Here is a 17,013-nt window from a genome sequence, read left to right on the forward strand (position 1 = left end):
TATCGGATGGTGGTAGGCAATGCCAGATATTTTATCGTCGCCCGCTTGTTTCAGCGCTCCAAACTTTGTCCATACTGCATAATGTTAGCACCTTATCGAGCAGGAGGGTCTTGGAACCATGTTGGCCGTTCATCAACGCATGGCGGAGTTATGGACATTACGCAGAGCGCGGGAGTTAACGCGAGCAGAGCAGGATGAGTTAATGCTGTGCATGGAAGCTAACGCGACCTATGTTTGGAATCGTTTAAAACTAGAAAATTTATCGCTTTGCGCCTCGCTTACAGGAGATTATGATTGGCTGCATGATATTTGCGAGCGCATTGAAAAGATTGAACCTAAGCACTGACCGAAAGAGGTCGGTGCTTTTTTCCTTTTCTGCTAGAGAGTGGACGGGTATAATGGTAGTAGTCTATTTTTAAGGAGATGCCTCATGGTAAGCTGGTTCAAGCAAGTGGGCGAAGCGCCCTATAAATTCTTACTTCTGGGTTTACTGCTACTGACAGCGCTATTCATAAGACTCTATCTTGCACCAATCTGGATAGGCTATGATACGGATGTCCGAACGTTTCTGGCTTGGTCGGACCGTGCGTATACGGTTGGTTTGTCCGGCATGTATAACAATGCCAAGGAATATTTCCTGGATTACCCGCCAGGCTATATGTATGTTCTGTATGTTATAGGTATGCTGCACCACAAGCTGTCCATCCCTTGGGAGAGCGGACAATCGTTATTACTGCTGAAATTCCCTGCCATTCTGGCGGATATCGTAACCGTTTATTTGTTGTTTCGACTTGCATTCAGCAGGAACGACGGCGCGCGATCATGGCTGCAAGCGATAGGAATGGCTGCCTTATTTGCCTTTAATCCTGCGATCTGGTCGAACTCTGCGATTTGGGGACAGGTTGATTCGTTTTTTATGCTGTTTATTGTGACGACATTTCTGATGCAGCAGCGCGGGAAGCTGCCTCAAGCTTCTGTGTTCATCGCCATAGCTTTATTGCTCAAGCCGCAGGCGCTTCTTTTCGGCATTTTTCTGCTCATTGATGTTTTACGCAAGCGCAATTTGATGGTATTCCTACTGAGTGTGCTCAGTGGCTTGACGACCATAGCGGTAGTTGCCCTTCCTTTTGCCATTGGAAGAGGTTATGGATGGTTAATCGGACTTTACTCCGGCACGCTGGCCTCCTATCCCTACGCTTCCCTGAATGCGTTTAATCTTATGACGCTCTTAGGCGGCAACTTTATCGACATAAAAAAGAGTTTCCTACATATCTCCTATGAAAAATTGGGCATAGTGCTCATGATCCTTTCCGTCTTGTACACTTGCTATCTGTATATCCGCAGCAAAGGCCAGAAGGGTGCCGTTTTGTATGTAGCTTTCTTATTTATAACGGCTGTTTTTATGTGTATGACCAAAATGCATGAGCGCTATTTGCATTACGGGCTGCTGCTAGCTCTTACGAGTTTTATTTATATCAAGGATCGCCGTATTCTTGGTCTGTTTATTGGCTTTAGTTTGACTCATTTCATCAATATCGCGGATGTGCTGCTGCGAAGTTTTCATCAAGATTATCATATTCCACGCTATGATCCCTTGATGCTGGCTGTATCTGCCATCAATGTTATATTATTTGTTTATGCATGTATTTTGGGATGGAGGCTTTTCGTGCAATCACAACAAGAACAGAGTAATCAGGATGAGCTCGTCCCAATTCCACAAGTCCCGACCCCGGACAAGTGGACCGAGCGCTGGAATGCCATTTTCAAAGAGAGTAAGGATGGGATAGAACGAAGCCCGAAGGGACGTTTTTTCTCTAAAAAAGATGCGTTATATATAGGCTTACTGGTCGTCATTTACACCATTATCGCTTTATTCCATCTGGGCGGTCACAAGGCGCCTACTACTTTTTGGAAGCCGACAACCACTGGGGAAGCCGTCATTGCTGACCTCGGAAGCTCGCACAACATAACTAGAATTAATACCTTTGCCGGCGTTGGGGAAGGTTCCTATTCCTTCTGGTTCTCACAAGATGGCCAGCAGTGGCACGATCAAATCTCTGTCAAATCCGATCATACCAAGGTTTTCACATGGAACGCAGTAGAACCGATGAAAGACGCTCGTTATGTGAAAGTGGTGATTGACGGGCAGGAAAATGCACCGCTGCATCTGCATGAAATCGGGATTTTCGGGGATGGCAATTCGACCATTTTACCGATTAATGACCTGAAAGAGCAGGATATAAACCCGGCGGATGAAGGAAAAACAGCGAATTTATTTGATGAATCCAGCATAGTACCGTACACGCCTACGTACATGAACGGGACTTACTTTGATGAGATTTATCACGCAAGAACGGCCTATGAGCATCTTCACAAAATAGAGCCTTATGAAAGCACGCATCCGCCGCTGGGTAAAGTGCTCATGGCGATCGGCATTTACATATTCGGGCTCAACCCGTTTGGGTGGCGTATTATTGGAACGCTGTTCGGGGTCGGCATGATACCCGTCATCTATGTGTTCGCCAAGCGGATGTTCGGCCGTTCCGAATATGCTTTTATCGCGGCATTCCTCTTAACGTTTGACTTTATGCACTTTGCGCAGACACGCATTGCGACGATTGATGTTTACGGCGTATTTTTTATCATGCTGATGTTCTATTTCATGTACCGCTATACGACGCTAAGCTTTTATCGGGAAAAGCTGTGGGCCACACTAATCCCGCTTGGGTTGTCCGGCCTCTTTTTCGGAATAGGCGCTGCTTCCAAATGGATCGTGATCTACGGCGGTGCCGGCCTAGCCCTTCTGCTGCTTTTATCTTTATTAGAGCGTTATAGCGAATACCGGTTCGCTCGGCGTTTGCTGCAGGAGGATGCGCATAAAGCGCCATCTCAGATTCAGGTGGACATGGATGATCCAGAGCAGATCATTCCATCTTTGGATGAAACCGAGGAGGACACGAAGCCGGCTCTATCCGATTCAGAGCGCAGCCAATTACTGCATGTGCAGAAACGATTTGCAAAAAACACGATCCTTACTCTCCTGTGGTGCGTACTAACGTTTGTTATCATTCCGTTAGGTATTTATACGCTATCGTATATTCCTTTCATGATGGTTCCGGGACCTGGACATCAGTTGAAGGATGTCGTCACTTATCAGGTGCATATGTACAAGTATCATAAGGATTTGGTAGCGACTCATCCGTTCTCTTCCCCTTGGTGGGAGTGGCCGATGATGCTGCGCCCGATCTGGTATTATCAAGCCAAGTTTATGCCGCAGGGCATGTTGTCGAGCATCGTCTCGTTCGGAAATCCGCTGGTTTGGTGGCCTGGCTTTATCGCAGTCATCTGCTCGTTCTATGTGGCTGTGAAGAGGAAAGATAAGCTGCTGCGCATGCTGTTAATCGCTTATTGTTCCCAATACTTGCCATGGATGCTGGTGCCGAGGCTCACATTTATTTATCACTATTTTGCCATGGTGCCATTCCTGGTGCTCATTCTGACCTACTATATCAAAGATTATTTGGAGCAAGGTCCGCTTCATAAAAGAAGATGGGTTTACGGCTATTTACTGGGCGTATTCGTCTTGTTTGCGCTGTTCTATCCGATTCTTTCGGGTATGATGATTCCATCCAGATATTCCTTCTTCCTCCGGTGGCTGCCGGGCTGGAACTTCTTTTAAGAAAAGTGGTTGACGTGCCTGACAGGCGATGGTAAGATAATTCCAAGCAAAATACTATGAATTAAAAGTCGACCAAACAACAGGAGACTCCGACCTTACATTGAACAATGGAAGCGGGGTCTCTTTTTTATCAAAAAACGATAATGGAGTGTGAACGAAATGGCGAAGGTAGTCATTATCTCAGGAAGTCCAACCCCCACATCCCGATTACACGGGGTTATTGAAGTAGCGAAGAATGAATTGGTGCAAGCGGGTCTTACCGTAGATTGGATCAAAGTGCGCGATATCCCTGCAGAAGACTTGCTGTACGCCAAGTTTGACAGCGAAGCCATTGTGAGCGCGAACGCGCTTGTTGCTGCAGCAGATGCTGTTTTCGTAGCTACGCCTGTTTACAAAGCCTCCTATACCGGTGTGTTAAAAGCCTTCCTTGACCTGCTCCCACAAAAGGGGCTGGAGCGTAAAATTGTTCTCCCTTTAGCTGTAGGCGGCACGCTTTCTCACTTGCTCGCTATCGATTACGCGCTTAAACCGGTGCTGTCCGCATTGGGTGCACAAAATATTTTGCAAGGTGTGTATGTGCTCGATAAACAGGTGACTTGGGGCGAACAAGGACAAGCCATTCTTGAGGATGAAATATCAACAAGGTTACACCAATCCGTCACGCAGTTCATACAAGAAATTAAGTGGCATACCAGCCGATAAATTGGAATAGAGTTGACGTAAACCGCCATTGGTAACTTTTACTGATGGTGGTTTTTTGTGCCGGGAAGAGCGCTGCCGTGCTATACTGAACATATATTTATTTGGATAGGAGCGATTATGTTGTCAGAGAATTCATCTGGTTCCGTGCTGCTTGTTGACGGGATGGCGTTATTATTTCGCGGTTATTACGCGACTTCATCGAGCGGTTATATTATGCGAACAGAAACCGGCGTGCCGATTAACGGGGTATACGGTTTTCTGAAATATTTACTTGATGCGATTCAAACCTTTAAGCCTTCCCACGTGGTGTGCTGCTGGGATATGGGGAGTAAAACATTCCGCACGGAGAAATTTGAAGCATACAAAGCGAATCGCGGACCTGCGCCGGAGGAGTTAATTCCGCAGTTTGATTTAGTGAAAGAGGTTACAGCTAGCTTTAACATTCCGAACATTGGTGTTGCCGGTTATGAAGCTGACGATTGCATCGGAACACTGGCCCGTACATACAGCCCGCTGACGAAAGTTCAAATTTTGACCGGAGATCATGATATGCTCCAGCTTGTGAATGAGAGCACGGAAGTTATTATTATGAAAAAAGGGCACTCCAACTACATGGTTTATACGCTGGAAACGCTGATGGAAGAAAAAAGTCTGACGCCTGCGCAGATTATTGATCTGAAAGGTCTAACCGGCGACACGGCGGATAACTACCCAGGTGTCAAAGGGATTGGCGAGAAAACAGCGACCAAGCTGCTCAACGAGTACCAGGATATTGGAGGCATTTTGGAAAATTTGGCGTCACTGCCAAAAGGGGTGCGCGCAAAAATCGAAGCGGAGCTCGAGATGCTGCATTTATCGCGTGACTTGGCGACGATTCGCCTGGATGCGCCTGTTGCCTGTGCGCTTGAGGACTGCGGTTGGGCGATGGAGCGGGAGAAAGTGATTGCGAAGTTCGAGGAGATTGCTTACAAGGGATTAATTAAGTTAATCGGTTAATATAAAACGAAGGGAGGGTGCCGAATAGGAATCGGCATCCTCCATTTTGCGCGTGTTAGCATAAGCGAGCAAGCTGTTCAACGAGCAGCCCTAATGCTGCTTCTTATCGTTTTTGGCGAGAAATGAGCTGCTTCCCTCAGAATTGTATCGCCGATTGCCGGTAGCGAAGGGGCGTCGTTTTGGTAATCTGCCGAAAAACACGGCCGAACTGGACCAAGGAGCCGAAGCCGACCTGCTCAGCAATCATGATGACTTTCATTTTGCTCTCCGTCAGCAGCCTTTGCGCTTCCTGGACACGAACAAGATTGATATATTCGACCAGTGAAAATCCGGTAATTTCCTTGAACATACGGCTTAAATACGCCGGGCTGATCTCAAATCTTTCCGCAAGCTCTTCCAATCGCAAAATTTCGGCAAAATGGGTGTTGATATAACGCACGATCGTTGATATTTTTCGATGTAAAGGAGAGACATGCTCAGGTGATGTGACCGGATGCTGACGAATAAAACGTGTCGTGAACAGCAGCAGCTCGATCAGGAAATGACGCAAAGCGAAGGATTGCCCAAGCTGAGGTTCTTTCGCTTCATGAATCATTTTGCCGAGAATGTCTTCGACAAATCGACGGGTCGGGAGATCGAGCCTAAGCACAGGCGCAGTATGCGTGAAGGCATCGAGCAGGAAAGGAGCATCGGATTTCATGCTTTCCAGGAAGTGATCGCTGAAATTCATCACGACACGCGCATGCCCAAGCTTATCGGAATCCGAAGTAGCGTGAAGTTCGCGCCGATTAATGAGCACCAGGTCTCCCGGAAGGATGAGATACGAGCGGTCCCGAATGAAATACATGCGCTCACCTTCGTACAAATAATAGAGTTCATACATATCATGCATGTGCTGTGTTCTCTCGAACGATCCATTACGATGAATATGTTGAATGTAAAATGGGCCTTCATCCTCATTGCCGAAGGTGACGGTACTGGGCATCTGAGTACTCCTTTTGTTCAAGTTGTTGTAATGAAAGTATAACATAAGCGCAGTGAAAAATATGAATAGTTTTCCTTGAAAATAGGAATAGATGAAGAGAAAACGCTCCTAACTTGCGATATGATTAAGCTATAAGAAAATAGCAAACGTTTGCAAAATAAGGGAGGAACACAGGGAATGAAAGAGCTTATAGACGCAATCAAATCGGGAAATACAGCAACGTTATCAGCGCCAGGCGTTAAAGTATATGGGTCATCTTTTACACAAATTGGAAACACTTCACTTCTTATGGTGCGCACGGAGGCTGGAAAGCGGCTGGTTGCAGTTGGTGAGAGTGATTTGTTCAATCAATTAAACGGTGAAGTTGTGGATGGCGCGAAAGTTGCTCCATTAACGCACGAGAATCGTTTGACACTAAATCAATTTTTGCCTTATACAGCCCCGCAAGCATTTGGCACGCAGGTAGCTACGATGGGGCTGGGCGATCGCCTTGGTATTGCAAGCCCTGGACATATTCAAACGATTCGCGGCAAAGATATCCGTCCCGTGCTCGCACAACAAAGTATTCGTGAGCTTGCGCTTACAGGCAGAACCTATGAGGATGTTTTGGACGCGGCTGCTTATGCGGTTTTCCAAGAAGGCTACAAAGATGGCTATGGCGCAGACGGCGACCATTTGAAAAAAGAGGAAGACATTGAGTATGCACTGCGTCTTGGCTTTACGATGCTGACGCTCGATTGCTCCGAGAACATCGACAACACGATTGAAACGTTGTCCGCGGATGAGGTTGCAGTTAAGTATGCGGCTTTGCCAGCTGGCTTGCGTGAGCATTATGAGAAACGTTACTTGGAGACGCCTGCTAATGTACCGGGTGCAGCTCTTAACTACACGCGCGAAGCGCTTCAAAAAGATGTGCTGATCTACGATGCAGCCATTAATTTCATGGAAGCTATTTATCGCAAATATATTGCAACTTTGGATCGCGCGGTTGATTTTGAAATTTCGATTGATGAGACGGCTACACCGACATCACCTGAAGCCCACTACTTGGTAGCGAACGAGCTTCGTGACCGTGGAGTTACCATTTTCAGCATGGCGCCGCGCTTCTGCGGAGAATTCCAAAAAGGGATCGACTACATTGGCGATATCGCGCAATTTGAACGTGAGCTGGCGAGCCATGCGGCGATTGCCGTGCATTTTGAATACAAGCTGAGCATTCACTCCGGTAGCGACAAGTTCAGTGTGTTCCCGCTAATCGGGCAATACAGGAAAGGTTTGTTCCACATCAAAACGGCAGGTACAAATTGGCTCGAAGCGGTACGTGTTGTAGCAAAAGTGAACCCTTCCCTGTATCGCCGCATGCATCAATTTGCATTGGATCATTTCACAGAAGCGACAGCGTATTATCACGTGACGACGGACATCAATGCCATCGTTCCGCTTGCTGAAGTCGCGGATGCCGAGCTGCCAAACTACATGGAAGAAAACAATGCGCGCCAATTGCTGCACATCACATACGGCCTGCTGCTGCAAGCAAAAAATGCCGATGGCAGCAAACAATTTGCTGATGAATTCTTCCGGACGATGACGGAGCAGGAAGATGTCTTCGCTGAAGGTTTGCGTCATCATATTGGCAGACATTTGGAGCTGCTGGGTAAATAATTAAAAAAGAGGCAATCCACAAGCGTTTTAATCTGCTTGAAGATTGCCTCTTTCTTATTCTTGATTCAAAGGTTCATTCCGGTTATCATCTGCGCCAGGATAATCCCGTTTGAGCCCTTCGTGCAGCTCATGATTTTCATAGGAAAACCGGTTCGGCGGGCGCTGATCTTTACGCCAAGGCGTGCTTTTTCCCAGCGATTCCGTGTTTAGGCTTGTGCCATAAGGGCCTTCGGGAAATTCCTCGGGGATCAGGTCGTTTCGCTGAGATTCGACCGTCTCCAAATCGGCGTATACATCTCGCTGCTCGGGGATGAACCCCTTTGTTTCGGTATACTTATCTTTCGCGGATTCTTCAACACTCATGGAAAATGCCTCCTCATCTGGGTTGCGCATGCTTTTTCCAGTGTCCCCCGCTGATCCGTTAAATATCCGTGAAATGAATGGAACCGATAATTTGCGATAAAAATCCATTCAGTTCCAATGCTTGTTCTTCATTGAGCTTGAAGGCGTACTCGAGGTATCCCTCTTCGGCCAAGTCATCCGGACCAATTACCGCACTGCGTCCTGATTGTAAATCAATGACTAGTTTTTTGCCGTAATAACGGGTTGTTGTCATGATCGCTAGGTCAAAACGGTGCAGCGCATTGCCGACGAAGCATACAAAACGCGTTGTCGTCTCTTCTTGATGGTCGTATAAAAAGTCATAATCAGACATAAGGGCCCTCTTTTCATTCTGGTATGTCTTTCATTATAACCGAAATAGGCTTGTCAACAAAACATAGGTTGCGCCCATCTTACAAACATGGTATGATTTGGATATTGGAAAAAGGGAAGCACCTTTTCAGCCTAGCTGAAGGGGTGCTTTTTCGTTTTTCTTAACCTATTTTCGTAGACGTTTGGAGGAGGTAAGTATGAACATTGTTTTTTTGAACACATTGGAGAAAGAAACGGGGGATCATCGCGTATTATCTGCGCAGGTGTCGATTGCTGAAGAGCAGGGCGTGTGGAATGTGTTCTGGAACGAGCCCGACAGTGCGGGCAAGCTGCAGCAAGATCAGTGGTATCAGGGGATGAGCTGGGATGAGATGCTAAGCACCTTCCGTCATGGTTTGCGCGAGAAGTTTCGCAGCGGCTTTCGTCCCATCGTGAGCTCGGAGCTGGAAACCGCCCAAGCGCTGTCTGGCAAAGCGAGGATGACGCAGATGCTGACTTATTATTGTGAAGAAAATCCAAGCGAAGAAGTGTACGAGCAGCTTCGTGCATGGAGACGCGAACAAGCCTCGCGCGAAGGCAAAGCGCCGTACATTCTCGCCACGAACCGGGTGCTGCGCATGATATCTGTTTTCTTACCCCAAAGTAAGGAAGAACTTCAGCAAATCCCCGGCTTTGGCGAGCAGAAGACCAATATGTATGCAGGGGATATTTTAAAAATTACTGCGGAGTATACGCGTTCGAATGGTTTTCCGCTGGATTGGGTTGCCAAGAGCGTCGATATCGTCAAGTTCGAGTCATGGCTCCTCGCCCAGAAGGAGCAGAAGCTGCGTATGGAGCTGGATCGCGAGGTTAGCAAACGCAAGCTGCTTGAGATTACGGCTCGCGGAGGCAGCTTGGCTGATCTTCAAACCGATTTGACGATGCCGCGCAGAGAGCTTCTGTTGTGGGTAGAGGAACTGGACCGCGAAGGCTATGATATGGATCTGCTGGTGGAAGCAGAACTGGCTTTGGTCCCGGAGGAGGAACAGATCAAAGCATGGAACGCTTTTGAATCCGAAGGCGACCGTTATTTGAAGCCGGTTCTTCAGCGTATGGGCAGTACGGAAGAGCTGAAAGGCAAAGAGCTCGACCGTGCTTATGAATGGCTGCGATTGCTGCGATTGCGTTTTCGCAAGGACAAGGAAAGCATGAGCGCGCAAGCTGCAAGCTAGTATTGACAGAGCTGAGGCAGATATGATTAAATGGTCAATAATCTTAATAGCAATCAAAGCGATGACGAACTGGGGTTATGCCCTTAGTAGGAGAAATGCCGCTGTTGCAGAGAGTCGGTGGAAGGTGCAAACCGATGCAAGCATGGCTCCGAATTACCGTTCCGAGTTGGTTGAGGGAACATGCTCCGTTTGAGAGCATCAGTAGCTTATACCCGGCATTCGATGCCGTTACAATGACTAAGTGAAAGAGAAGGCTGCGAATGAGAGTCGCAGATCCTTCGCTTTAATTAGGGTGGTACCGCGAGACAACCGTCTCGTCCCTTTGTGGACGATTGGGTTGTCTTTTTGTTTTTTTAATAACGATGAGGAGGGATTGCGAGATGACGGGGATCGAATTAACCGATGCACAAAGGCAGGAAGTCGAGCGCCAGCTGCAAATCATTAAACGTGGTGCGGCTGAGATCATACCGGAGGATGCGCTGAAGCAAAAAATTACCCGGGCAATTGTGACGGGGAAACCGTTGAAAGTGAAGTTGGGCTTGGATCCATCCGCTCCTGATATTCACATTGGGCATACGGTTGTCTTGCAAAAGCTTCGCCAATTTCAAGAGTTAGGCCATGAAGTTCAACTGATCATCGGAGATTTCACGGGGCGGATTGGCGATCCAACAGGGAAGTCGGAAACGCGCAAGCAGCTGACAGAAGAGGATGTTCAGCATAATGCGCAGACATACCAGACGCAGCTGTCCAAAATTTTGGATTTTACGAAAACAACCTTTTACTACAATTCTAGTTGGCTGGGTGAACTGAAATTTGATGATGTACTGAAGCTGGCGGGCAAAGTAACGGTGGCGAGGATGCTGGAGCGGGACGATTTCGCCAAAAGATACGCGGCCAATCAACCGATTCATGTGCATGAATTTTTCTACCCGTTAATGCAAGGCTATGATTCCGTTTCACTGGAGACCGATATTGAGCTTGGCGGTACGGATCAGACGTTTAACATTCTGATGGGACGCACGCTGCAAGGCGCCTATGAGATGAAAGACGGCCAAGTGGCTATTCTGATGCCGCTGCTCGAAGGGCTGGATGGCATGCAGAAGATGAGCAAAAGCTTGAAAAATTACATCGGTATCGATGAGGCCCCGAATGAAATTTTCGGCAAAACGATGTCGATTCCGGATTCGCTTATGCTGAAATATTATGAGCTAACGACTGCGATCTCAAGCGAAGAGCTTCAGGGGTTGAAAGAGGGATTGGAAGCGGGCTCCATCCATCCAAGAGATGCCAAGATGAAGCTGGCGAAGGAATATGTGCGTATGTATCATGGTGCGGAAGCCGCTCAAGAGGCTGAGCAGCATTTCATTACGGTCTTTCAGAAGCGGGCGCTGCCTGAGGATATCGAAGAGATGCAGATCAGTGAGGAGCTGCTCGATGCTGGCCAGATCTCCATTATTAAGCTGCTTGTTTCTATGGGGCTGCAGGCCTCCAATGCAGAGGCTAGACGCAGTATTGAGCAAGGTGCGGTGAAAATCAATGAAACGAAGATGACGAATATCGATGAAACACTCCAGCCGCAGGATGGCGATATTGTTCAGGTAGGCAAACGAAAGTTTGTGAAAATCAAGCGGGTTTAGCTGCACGCAAAAAAAAGGGTCTCTTGAACAGCGATCTGCTGCTTCAAGAAGCCCATCCTTCTATTATAGCCATTCTTTTTTACGGAATAAAATATACATAGCAATCCCTAACACACCCATGAACGCTAAGACGAACTCATCGCCGTGAGCCACATGGAGTCCTAGAATGTTATCAAAGTTCATTCCAAACACCCCTGTAATGAATGTCAGCGGCATGAAAATGGTTGTCAGCGCGGTAAAAACACGCATGATATCATTCGCGCGATTCGCCAGGCTGGATTGATAAGCTTCTCGTAAGTTCCCCATCAGATCGCGGAGCGTATCGAAAGTATCTACAATTTTGACGGCATTCTCGTAAATGTCGCCAAAATATTTCTGGAGCTGGTGGTCGATCAACCTGAGATCCTTCTTGCCGAGCGTACCGATCACATCGCGCTGTGGAACAAGCACTTTTTTGAGCCAGAGAATTTCCGAACGAAGTCCGATAATCTCATTCAAATGCGATTTTTTGGTCGCTACCAAAATATCTTCTTCCAGCTTTTCAATCTTGGCCTCGATACGGTCACCAACCGCAACGTAATTATCGACGACAAGATCGACTAGATGGTATAGGAAACGGTCGGCGCTGTTGACCTCCTCTTCCCAGAGAAACGGCTTTAAAGCGCGAAGTTCATTAATTTTTTGCCTAGTAACAGTAATAATGACATGTTTGCTAAGAAATAGATTAAGTCCGCGAAGGAAAATTTCCTCATCATCAAAACGAATGCTATTTATAACGATAAAATAATGCGAATCATAAAATTCAATCTTAGGACGCTGTTCCTCTTCGCTCAAGCAGTCCTCCACGGCCAAATCATGTAGATGGAATAAAGGCTGAAGAAGTTCTAAATCCTCGATCCCTGCATCAATCCAATAAAAGCCTTGTTCTGGAGGTGTTAGTGCGACAGACACGTCTTCGACCAATGTGAAAATGCCATTCTGAACCCACCGTGTTTTCATCTGATCCACCCCTTTGCATGGAATCAGCCGGTTACGTTCATCATGTGCGCGAGACTACGAATGATGGAATAACCGACTGCATTCCTACACTATAAAATTTACAAAACTTGCAGGTGCTACTCCTCGGTTCCCCGTCCAAACGTATGCCCCCCTTTTGCGTCCGTGTCGAATAATACTTGTCTAGTATAACCCTTCATATACCCTGTTTCAAGCCAAAAAGTTTGGCGCCACAAGTAAGGATGCGCTTTAGATACTCTATGGATTCAGGGCTTGTTCGGTGTCAAAAAAAACCGCCATGAATTACATGGCGGCTTTCAAGATCTTGCCTTTCATTTCTTGATAAATGTCAATCAGTTCAGGATTACCTCGGAGCAGCAGATCTTCTTCACTCTCTGCTCCATAGACTCTGCATAATAAGGCAGCGGCATCCTCAGCTTGTTGCCTGGTTGGCTTCGATGTTTCAATTAAAGCGAAATATCGATTTAATGAAGCGAAAGCAGAGAAGTTATCCGAAGATGGTGCGGACATAATGGACCCCCTTTAATAGTTAGATAATGTAATCAGTTTGATATTTATTTAACCCTGTTTCGAGTTATTTAAACACCAAATCACGATACATTTCGTATCAATTTTATCATAGATGGACAGCCTGATGCAATTTCTTTGTTTTGCAGGTTGTCAGGATCGGTTAATGTCTTGACTTTACTTTATTTTATAGTATGATGATTTTAATCGCATACGTTTCATTTTCTTATCAAGAGTAGGTGGAGGGACTAGCCCTATGACACCCGGCAACCGACAAACCTTTGCAAGCAAAGGGATGCACGGTGCTAATTCTTGCGGAACCGCTTGTAGAAAGCGAATCTGGGAGATAAGAGAAGGACATTGACAGTGACATTCCATGGCCTTTCTCTGATTCCAGAGAAGGCCATTTTTGCATTTTCATACACCCATAATAAACCATGAAGAGGAGTGAACAGGATGCCGATCAAGATTCCTGACAACCTGCCTGCCAAAGAAATTTTAAACCAAGAGAACATCTTCACCATGGACGAATCTGTCGCGTATCACCAGGATATACGTCCACTTCGCATTGCTTTGTTGAATTTGATGCCTACCAAAGAAACGACCGAGACGCAATTGCTGCGCTTGATCGGGAATACGCCGCTGCAGGTGGAATTCGTTCTTCTGCATCCGAAAACTCATACTTCCAAGAACACCTCCGTTGAACACCTGGAGATGTTCTATAAAACCTTTGACGATATTAAAGAAGAAAAGCTGGACGGCATGATTATTACAGGCGCCCCAGTTGAACAGATGGAGTTTGAAGATGTGAATTACTGGGAGGAGTTGACGCAAATCCTGAATTGGAGCAAAGAAAACGTCACTTCAACCTTGCATATTTGCTGGGCAGCCCAAGCGGGCTTGTATCATCACTTCGGGGTTCGTAAATTTGCGCTGGACAACAAAATTTTCGGTGTATTCCCGCACACGGTAGAGGTGCCGAATACGAAGCTGCTTCGCGGTTTTGATGAAATTTTCCACGTGCCGCAATCGCGCCACACGGACGTTCGTCGTGAAGACATTGAGCGATGTCCGGATCTGGAGATTTTATCCGAATCAGAGGAATCCGGTGTCTATATCGCTGCAACACGTGATGGCAAGCATATTTTCGTTACGGGCCATTCTGAATATGATGCGAATTCATTGAAATGGGAATACGATCGGGATGTGAGCAAGGGACTTCCTATTGATATCCCCAAAAATTATTACCCCAACAATGATCCTAGCCGGCAGCCTTATAACACTTGGAGAGCTCATGCGAACCTGCTATTCTCCAATTGGTTGAACTATTATGTGTACCAAGAAACGCCATTTGAGCTTACCGCTAATATCAATGAAAGCCTGGCAAGTGCGCAACTGTAATTCGAACCCAAATCATGAGGAGGAACTCCCTTTGTTGAAAATCGAAAGTCGTCTCGCCCAAATTGGCTCCATCGAAGAACCTGTAACCGGAGCTGTCAGCTTCCCTGTTTATCAAGCTACTGCTTTCCGTCACCCGAAGCTGGGCCAAAGCACCGGTTTTGACTACGCGCGTACCAAAAGCCCAACTCGTAAAGTGCTTGAGGATGCGATCGCACAATTGGAATCCGGAGATGCGGGTTTCGCATGTTCATCCGGCATGGCAGCCCTGCAAACGGTTTTTGCCTACTTTAGCCAAGGCGATCACTTGATTGTTTCCTTGGATTTATATGGCGGTACGTACCGTCTGCTCGAGAAAATCATGTCGCGCTTCGGTGTCACGGCTACGTATGTAGATACGAACGATTTGGACGGTTTGGAATCTGCTTACCGCTCAAATACCAAAGGGCTGATCATTGAGACGCCGACGAATCCACTCATGATGATTACAGATATCGAGCTTGTATGTACATGGGCCCGTAAGAAAGGCATCGTGTCCATTGTCGATAACACGCTTTTGACTCCTTATTTACAGCGTCCATTAGAGCTGGGGGCAGATATTGTCGTTCACAGCGCGACCAAATATTTGGGTGGACACAACGATGTGCTTGCCGGTTTGATTGTAACCAAGGGCAAGGAGCTTTCAGAGCAAATGGCCTTCCTTCACAATTCGATTGGAGCCGTGCTTGGGCCGCAAGATAGCTGGCTTTTGATGAGAGGTATGAAGACGCTGGCGCTTCGTATGGAGCGTCATGAACAAAATGCAACAGCCATCGCAAACTTCCTGCTGGAGCACCCGCTCATCAGTGATGTTTACTACCCGGCACTGGAATCTCATCCAGGTCATGCCATTCAGAACAAACAATCGAGCGGAAACACAGGAATTTTCTCCTTCAAAGTGAAAGACGCCAGACTGGTTGAGCCGATTCTGCGTCACATTCAGCTTATCGCTTTCGCCGAGAGCTTGGGGGGCGTCGAATCGCTGATGACATATCCGGCTGTACAAACACATGCGGATATTCCGCTTGAAATTCGCCAGCAAATCGGCGTGGATGACCGCCTTCTGCGTTTCTCTGTCGGCATCGAGCATCAGGATGACCTTATCGCTGATTTAGCGAATGCGCTTAGCCAAGCACAAGCAGAATTAGAAGGAGAATCCCTGTAATGAGCCATTCACCGAACGATAAACGCAAGCCGCATGGCAAATTCGCTACCAAACTCATACATTTTGGCGCTGAGATTGATGAAGCAACAGGCGCTTCCAGCGTGCCTTTATATCAAGCGTCAACTTTCCATCAAGCTGACTTGGAAGTTTCTCCGGAGTATGATTATACACGTTCCGGGAACCCAACCCGTCAAGCTCTGGAAGACTACATTGCCCTACTCGAAGGAGGAACCCGCGGCTTCGCCTTTGCTTCCGGCATGGCCGCGATTTCCTCGGCCTTCATGCTTCTTTCACAAGGAGATCATGTGATTGTGACGGAAGACGTGTACGGTGGTACATACCGCTTGCTTACAACGATCATGAATCGGATGGGTGTCGAATCAACCTTTGTTGATATGACGGATATCGCCCAAGTTCGTGCAGCGCTGCGTTCTAACACTAAAGCAGTGTTCCTGGAGACGCCTTCCAATCCGACGCTCAAAATTACCGACATCGCGGAAGTAGCTGCTTTTGCCAAAGAGCACGATTTGCTGACGATGCTGGATAATACATTCATGACGCCTTACCATCAACGTCCGATCGAACTAGGGATTGATATCGTGCTCCACAGCGCAACCAAATTCCTGGGCGGACACAGTGACGTCCTGGCTGGACTTGCCGTAGTTGCTAATGATAGCTTGGGCCGCAGAATGAAGCAGATCCAGAACGGGTTAGGCAATGTTCTTGGCATTCAAGATTCATGGCTGCTCATCCGCGGGATGAAAACTTTGAAAGCCCGTATGGAAGTGTCGGAGAAAAGTGCTCAAAGATTGGCGCAATGGTTGTCTGAGCAGCCTGACGTTGAGGTCGTGTATTACCCGGGCCTTCCGAACCATCCACGTAGAGAGATTCATGAAAAGCAGTCCCTTGGATATGGAGCCGTAGTTTCCTTTGATGTAGGTTCCGGCGAGAAAGCGAAAAAGATGCTGAGCAAAGTGCGTATTCCGCTGGTAGCCGTTTCTCTAGGCGCTGTAGAAAGCATTTTGTCCTATCCGGCTATGATGTCTCATGCCGCAATGCCGAAGGAAGTTCGCCTGCAACGAGGCATTACGGACGGTCTGGTCCGGTATTCGGTTGGTCTGGAAGACATCGAAGACATCATTGAAGATCTGGAGCAAGCACTTCGCGGTTAAACGTTCCGGAATTCCCAGAATAGTCATATTTGAAAAAGGTTCCTACTTATGAAAAGCAGCAATTTGCTGCTTTTTTGGCATGAGTATGGTACGATAAATGGATACGAGCCATCAGAAATTAAAGGAGTG

At 47.2% G+C, this 17,013-nt stretch carries 15 protein-coding genes, 1 riboswitch and 1 other annotated feature; of the genes, 10 read left to right on the top strand and 5 right to left on the bottom strand.

Translation table 11 applies throughout. The features are described from left to right. Positions 1-118 precede the first annotated feature (118 nt). The 4 genes from PCH02S_RS29970 to PCH02S_RS29985 all read left to right on the top strand — a co-directional run bounded on the left by PCH02S_RS29970 (position 119) and on the right by PCH02S_RS29985 (position 5,377). Positions 119-346: a DUF7667 family protein gene (locus PCH02S_RS29970; protein ID WP_127457765.1), complete on the top strand. Its 228-nt coding sequence runs from the start codon at positions 119-121 to the stop codon at positions 344-346. A gap of 84 nt (positions 347-430) precedes the next feature. Next, complete coding sequence (locus PCH02S_RS29975) at positions 431-3,679, top strand: glycosyltransferase family 39 protein (RefSeq protein WP_127457766.1); 3,249 nt, start codon at positions 431-433, stop codon at positions 3,677-3,679. 159 nt (positions 3,680-3,838) lie between these two features. Then, positions 3,839-4,381, top strand: coding sequence for an NADPH-dependent FMN reductase (ssuE, locus tag PCH02S_RS29980; RefSeq protein WP_127457767.1), 543 nt, complete (start codon positions 3,839-3,841; stop codon positions 4,379-4,381). 117 nt (positions 4,382-4,498) lie between these two features. Then, positions 4,499-5,377: a 5'-3' exonuclease gene (locus PCH02S_RS29985; protein WP_127457768.1), complete on the top strand. Its 879-nt coding sequence runs from the start codon at positions 4,499-4,501 to the stop codon at positions 5,375-5,377. 136 nt (positions 5,378-5,513) lie between these two features. On the opposite strand, the gene PCH02S_RS29990 is transcribed toward PCH02S_RS29985, so the two are convergent. Then, entirely contained in the window at positions 5,514-6,362 is an 849-nt protein-coding gene (locus tag PCH02S_RS29990; RefSeq protein ID WP_127457769.1) for a helix-turn-helix domain-containing protein, read from the bottom strand. A gap of 177 nt (positions 6,363-6,539) precedes the next feature. Here PCH02S_RS29990 and PCH02S_RS29995 point away from each other — a divergent pair, with 177 nt between their 5' ends. Then, complete coding sequence (locus tag PCH02S_RS29995) at positions 6,540-8,024, top strand: tagaturonate epimerase family protein (protein WP_127457770.1); 1,485 nt, start codon at positions 6,540-6,542, stop codon at positions 8,022-8,024. Between the two features lie 54 nt (positions 8,025-8,078). Here PCH02S_RS29995 and PCH02S_RS30000 read toward each other — a convergent pair whose 3' ends face one another. Both PCH02S_RS30000 and PCH02S_RS30005 read right to left on the bottom strand, forming a co-directional pair. Then, positions 8,079-8,387, bottom strand: a complete 309-nt coding sequence (locus tag PCH02S_RS30000; RefSeq protein ID WP_174806842.1) for a hypothetical protein — start codon at positions 8,385-8,387, stop codon at positions 8,079-8,081. Positions 8,388-8,445: 58 nt separating this feature from the next. After that, the gene (locus PCH02S_RS30005; RefSeq protein ID WP_127457771.1) at positions 8,446-8,739 is read right to left on the bottom strand and encodes a DUF3055 domain-containing protein; all 294 of its coding nucleotides are present in this window, start codon (positions 8,737-8,739) and stop codon (positions 8,446-8,448) included. A gap of 196 nt (positions 8,740-8,935) precedes the next feature. On the opposite strand from PCH02S_RS30005, the gene PCH02S_RS30010 reads away from it, so the two are divergent. Both PCH02S_RS30010 and tyrS read left to right on the top strand, forming a co-directional pair. Continuing rightward, positions 8,936-9,949, top strand: coding sequence for an HRDC domain-containing protein (locus PCH02S_RS30010; RefSeq protein WP_127457772.1), 1,014 nt, complete (start codon positions 8,936-8,938; stop codon positions 9,947-9,949). A 52-nt stretch (positions 9,950-10,001) separates the two neighbouring features. After that, positions 10,002-10,274: a binding site (T-box leader), on the top strand. A gap of 55 nt (positions 10,275-10,329) precedes the next feature. Beyond that, a complete protein-coding gene (gene tyrS / locus PCH02S_RS30015) occupies positions 10,330-11,586 on the top strand; it encodes a tyrosine--tRNA ligase (protein WP_127457773.1) in 1,257 nt (418 codons plus the stop codon). A 63-nt stretch (positions 11,587-11,649) separates the two neighbouring features. Here tyrS and corA read toward each other — a convergent pair whose 3' ends face one another. Next, the gene (gene corA / locus PCH02S_RS30020; RefSeq protein ID WP_127457774.1) at positions 11,650-12,585 is read right to left on the bottom strand and encodes a magnesium/cobalt transporter CorA; all 936 of its coding nucleotides are present in this window, start codon (positions 12,583-12,585) and stop codon (positions 11,650-11,652) included. Positions 12,586-12,885: 300 nt separating this feature from the next. After that, positions 12,886-13,113, bottom strand: a complete 228-nt coding sequence (locus tag PCH02S_RS30025; RefSeq protein WP_127457775.1) for a hypothetical protein — start codon at positions 13,111-13,113, stop codon at positions 12,886-12,888. Positions 13,114-13,333: 220 nt separating this feature from the next. Beyond that, positions 13,334-13,463: riboswitch (SAM riboswitch) on the top strand. 103 nt (positions 13,464-13,566) lie between these two features. On the opposite strand from PCH02S_RS30025, the gene metA reads away from it, so the two are divergent. Genes metA through PCH02S_RS30040 form a run of 3 tightly spaced genes read left to right on the top strand, consistent with a single transcriptional unit; the run spans position 13,567 to position 16,884 of the window. Beyond that, positions 13,567-14,511 carry a homoserine O-acetyltransferase MetA gene (gene metA, locus PCH02S_RS30030; RefSeq protein WP_127457776.1) on the top strand — a complete coding sequence of 315 codons (945 nt, stop codon included), beginning with the start codon at positions 13,567-13,569 and terminating at the stop codon, positions 14,509-14,511. Positions 14,512-14,545: 34 nt separating this feature from the next. Further along, entirely contained in the window at positions 14,546-15,712 is a 1,167-nt protein-coding gene (locus PCH02S_RS30035) for an aminotransferase class I/II-fold pyridoxal phosphate-dependent enzyme (protein WP_276562821.1), read from the top strand. After that, complete coding sequence (locus PCH02S_RS30040) at positions 15,712-16,884, top strand: trans-sulfuration enzyme family protein (RefSeq protein ID WP_127457777.1); 1,173 nt, start codon at positions 15,712-15,714, stop codon at positions 16,882-16,884. Before PCH02S_RS30035 ends, PCH02S_RS30040 begins: the two co-directional genes overlap by 1 nt. The last annotated feature ends 129 nt before the right edge of the window (positions 16,885-17,013 follow it).

It is taken from the genome of Paenibacillus chondroitinus NBRC 15376 (assembly GCF_004000765.1).
Taxonomy (GTDB): Bacteria; Bacillota; Bacilli; order Paenibacillales; family NBRC-103111; genus Paenibacillus_E; species Paenibacillus_E chondroitinus.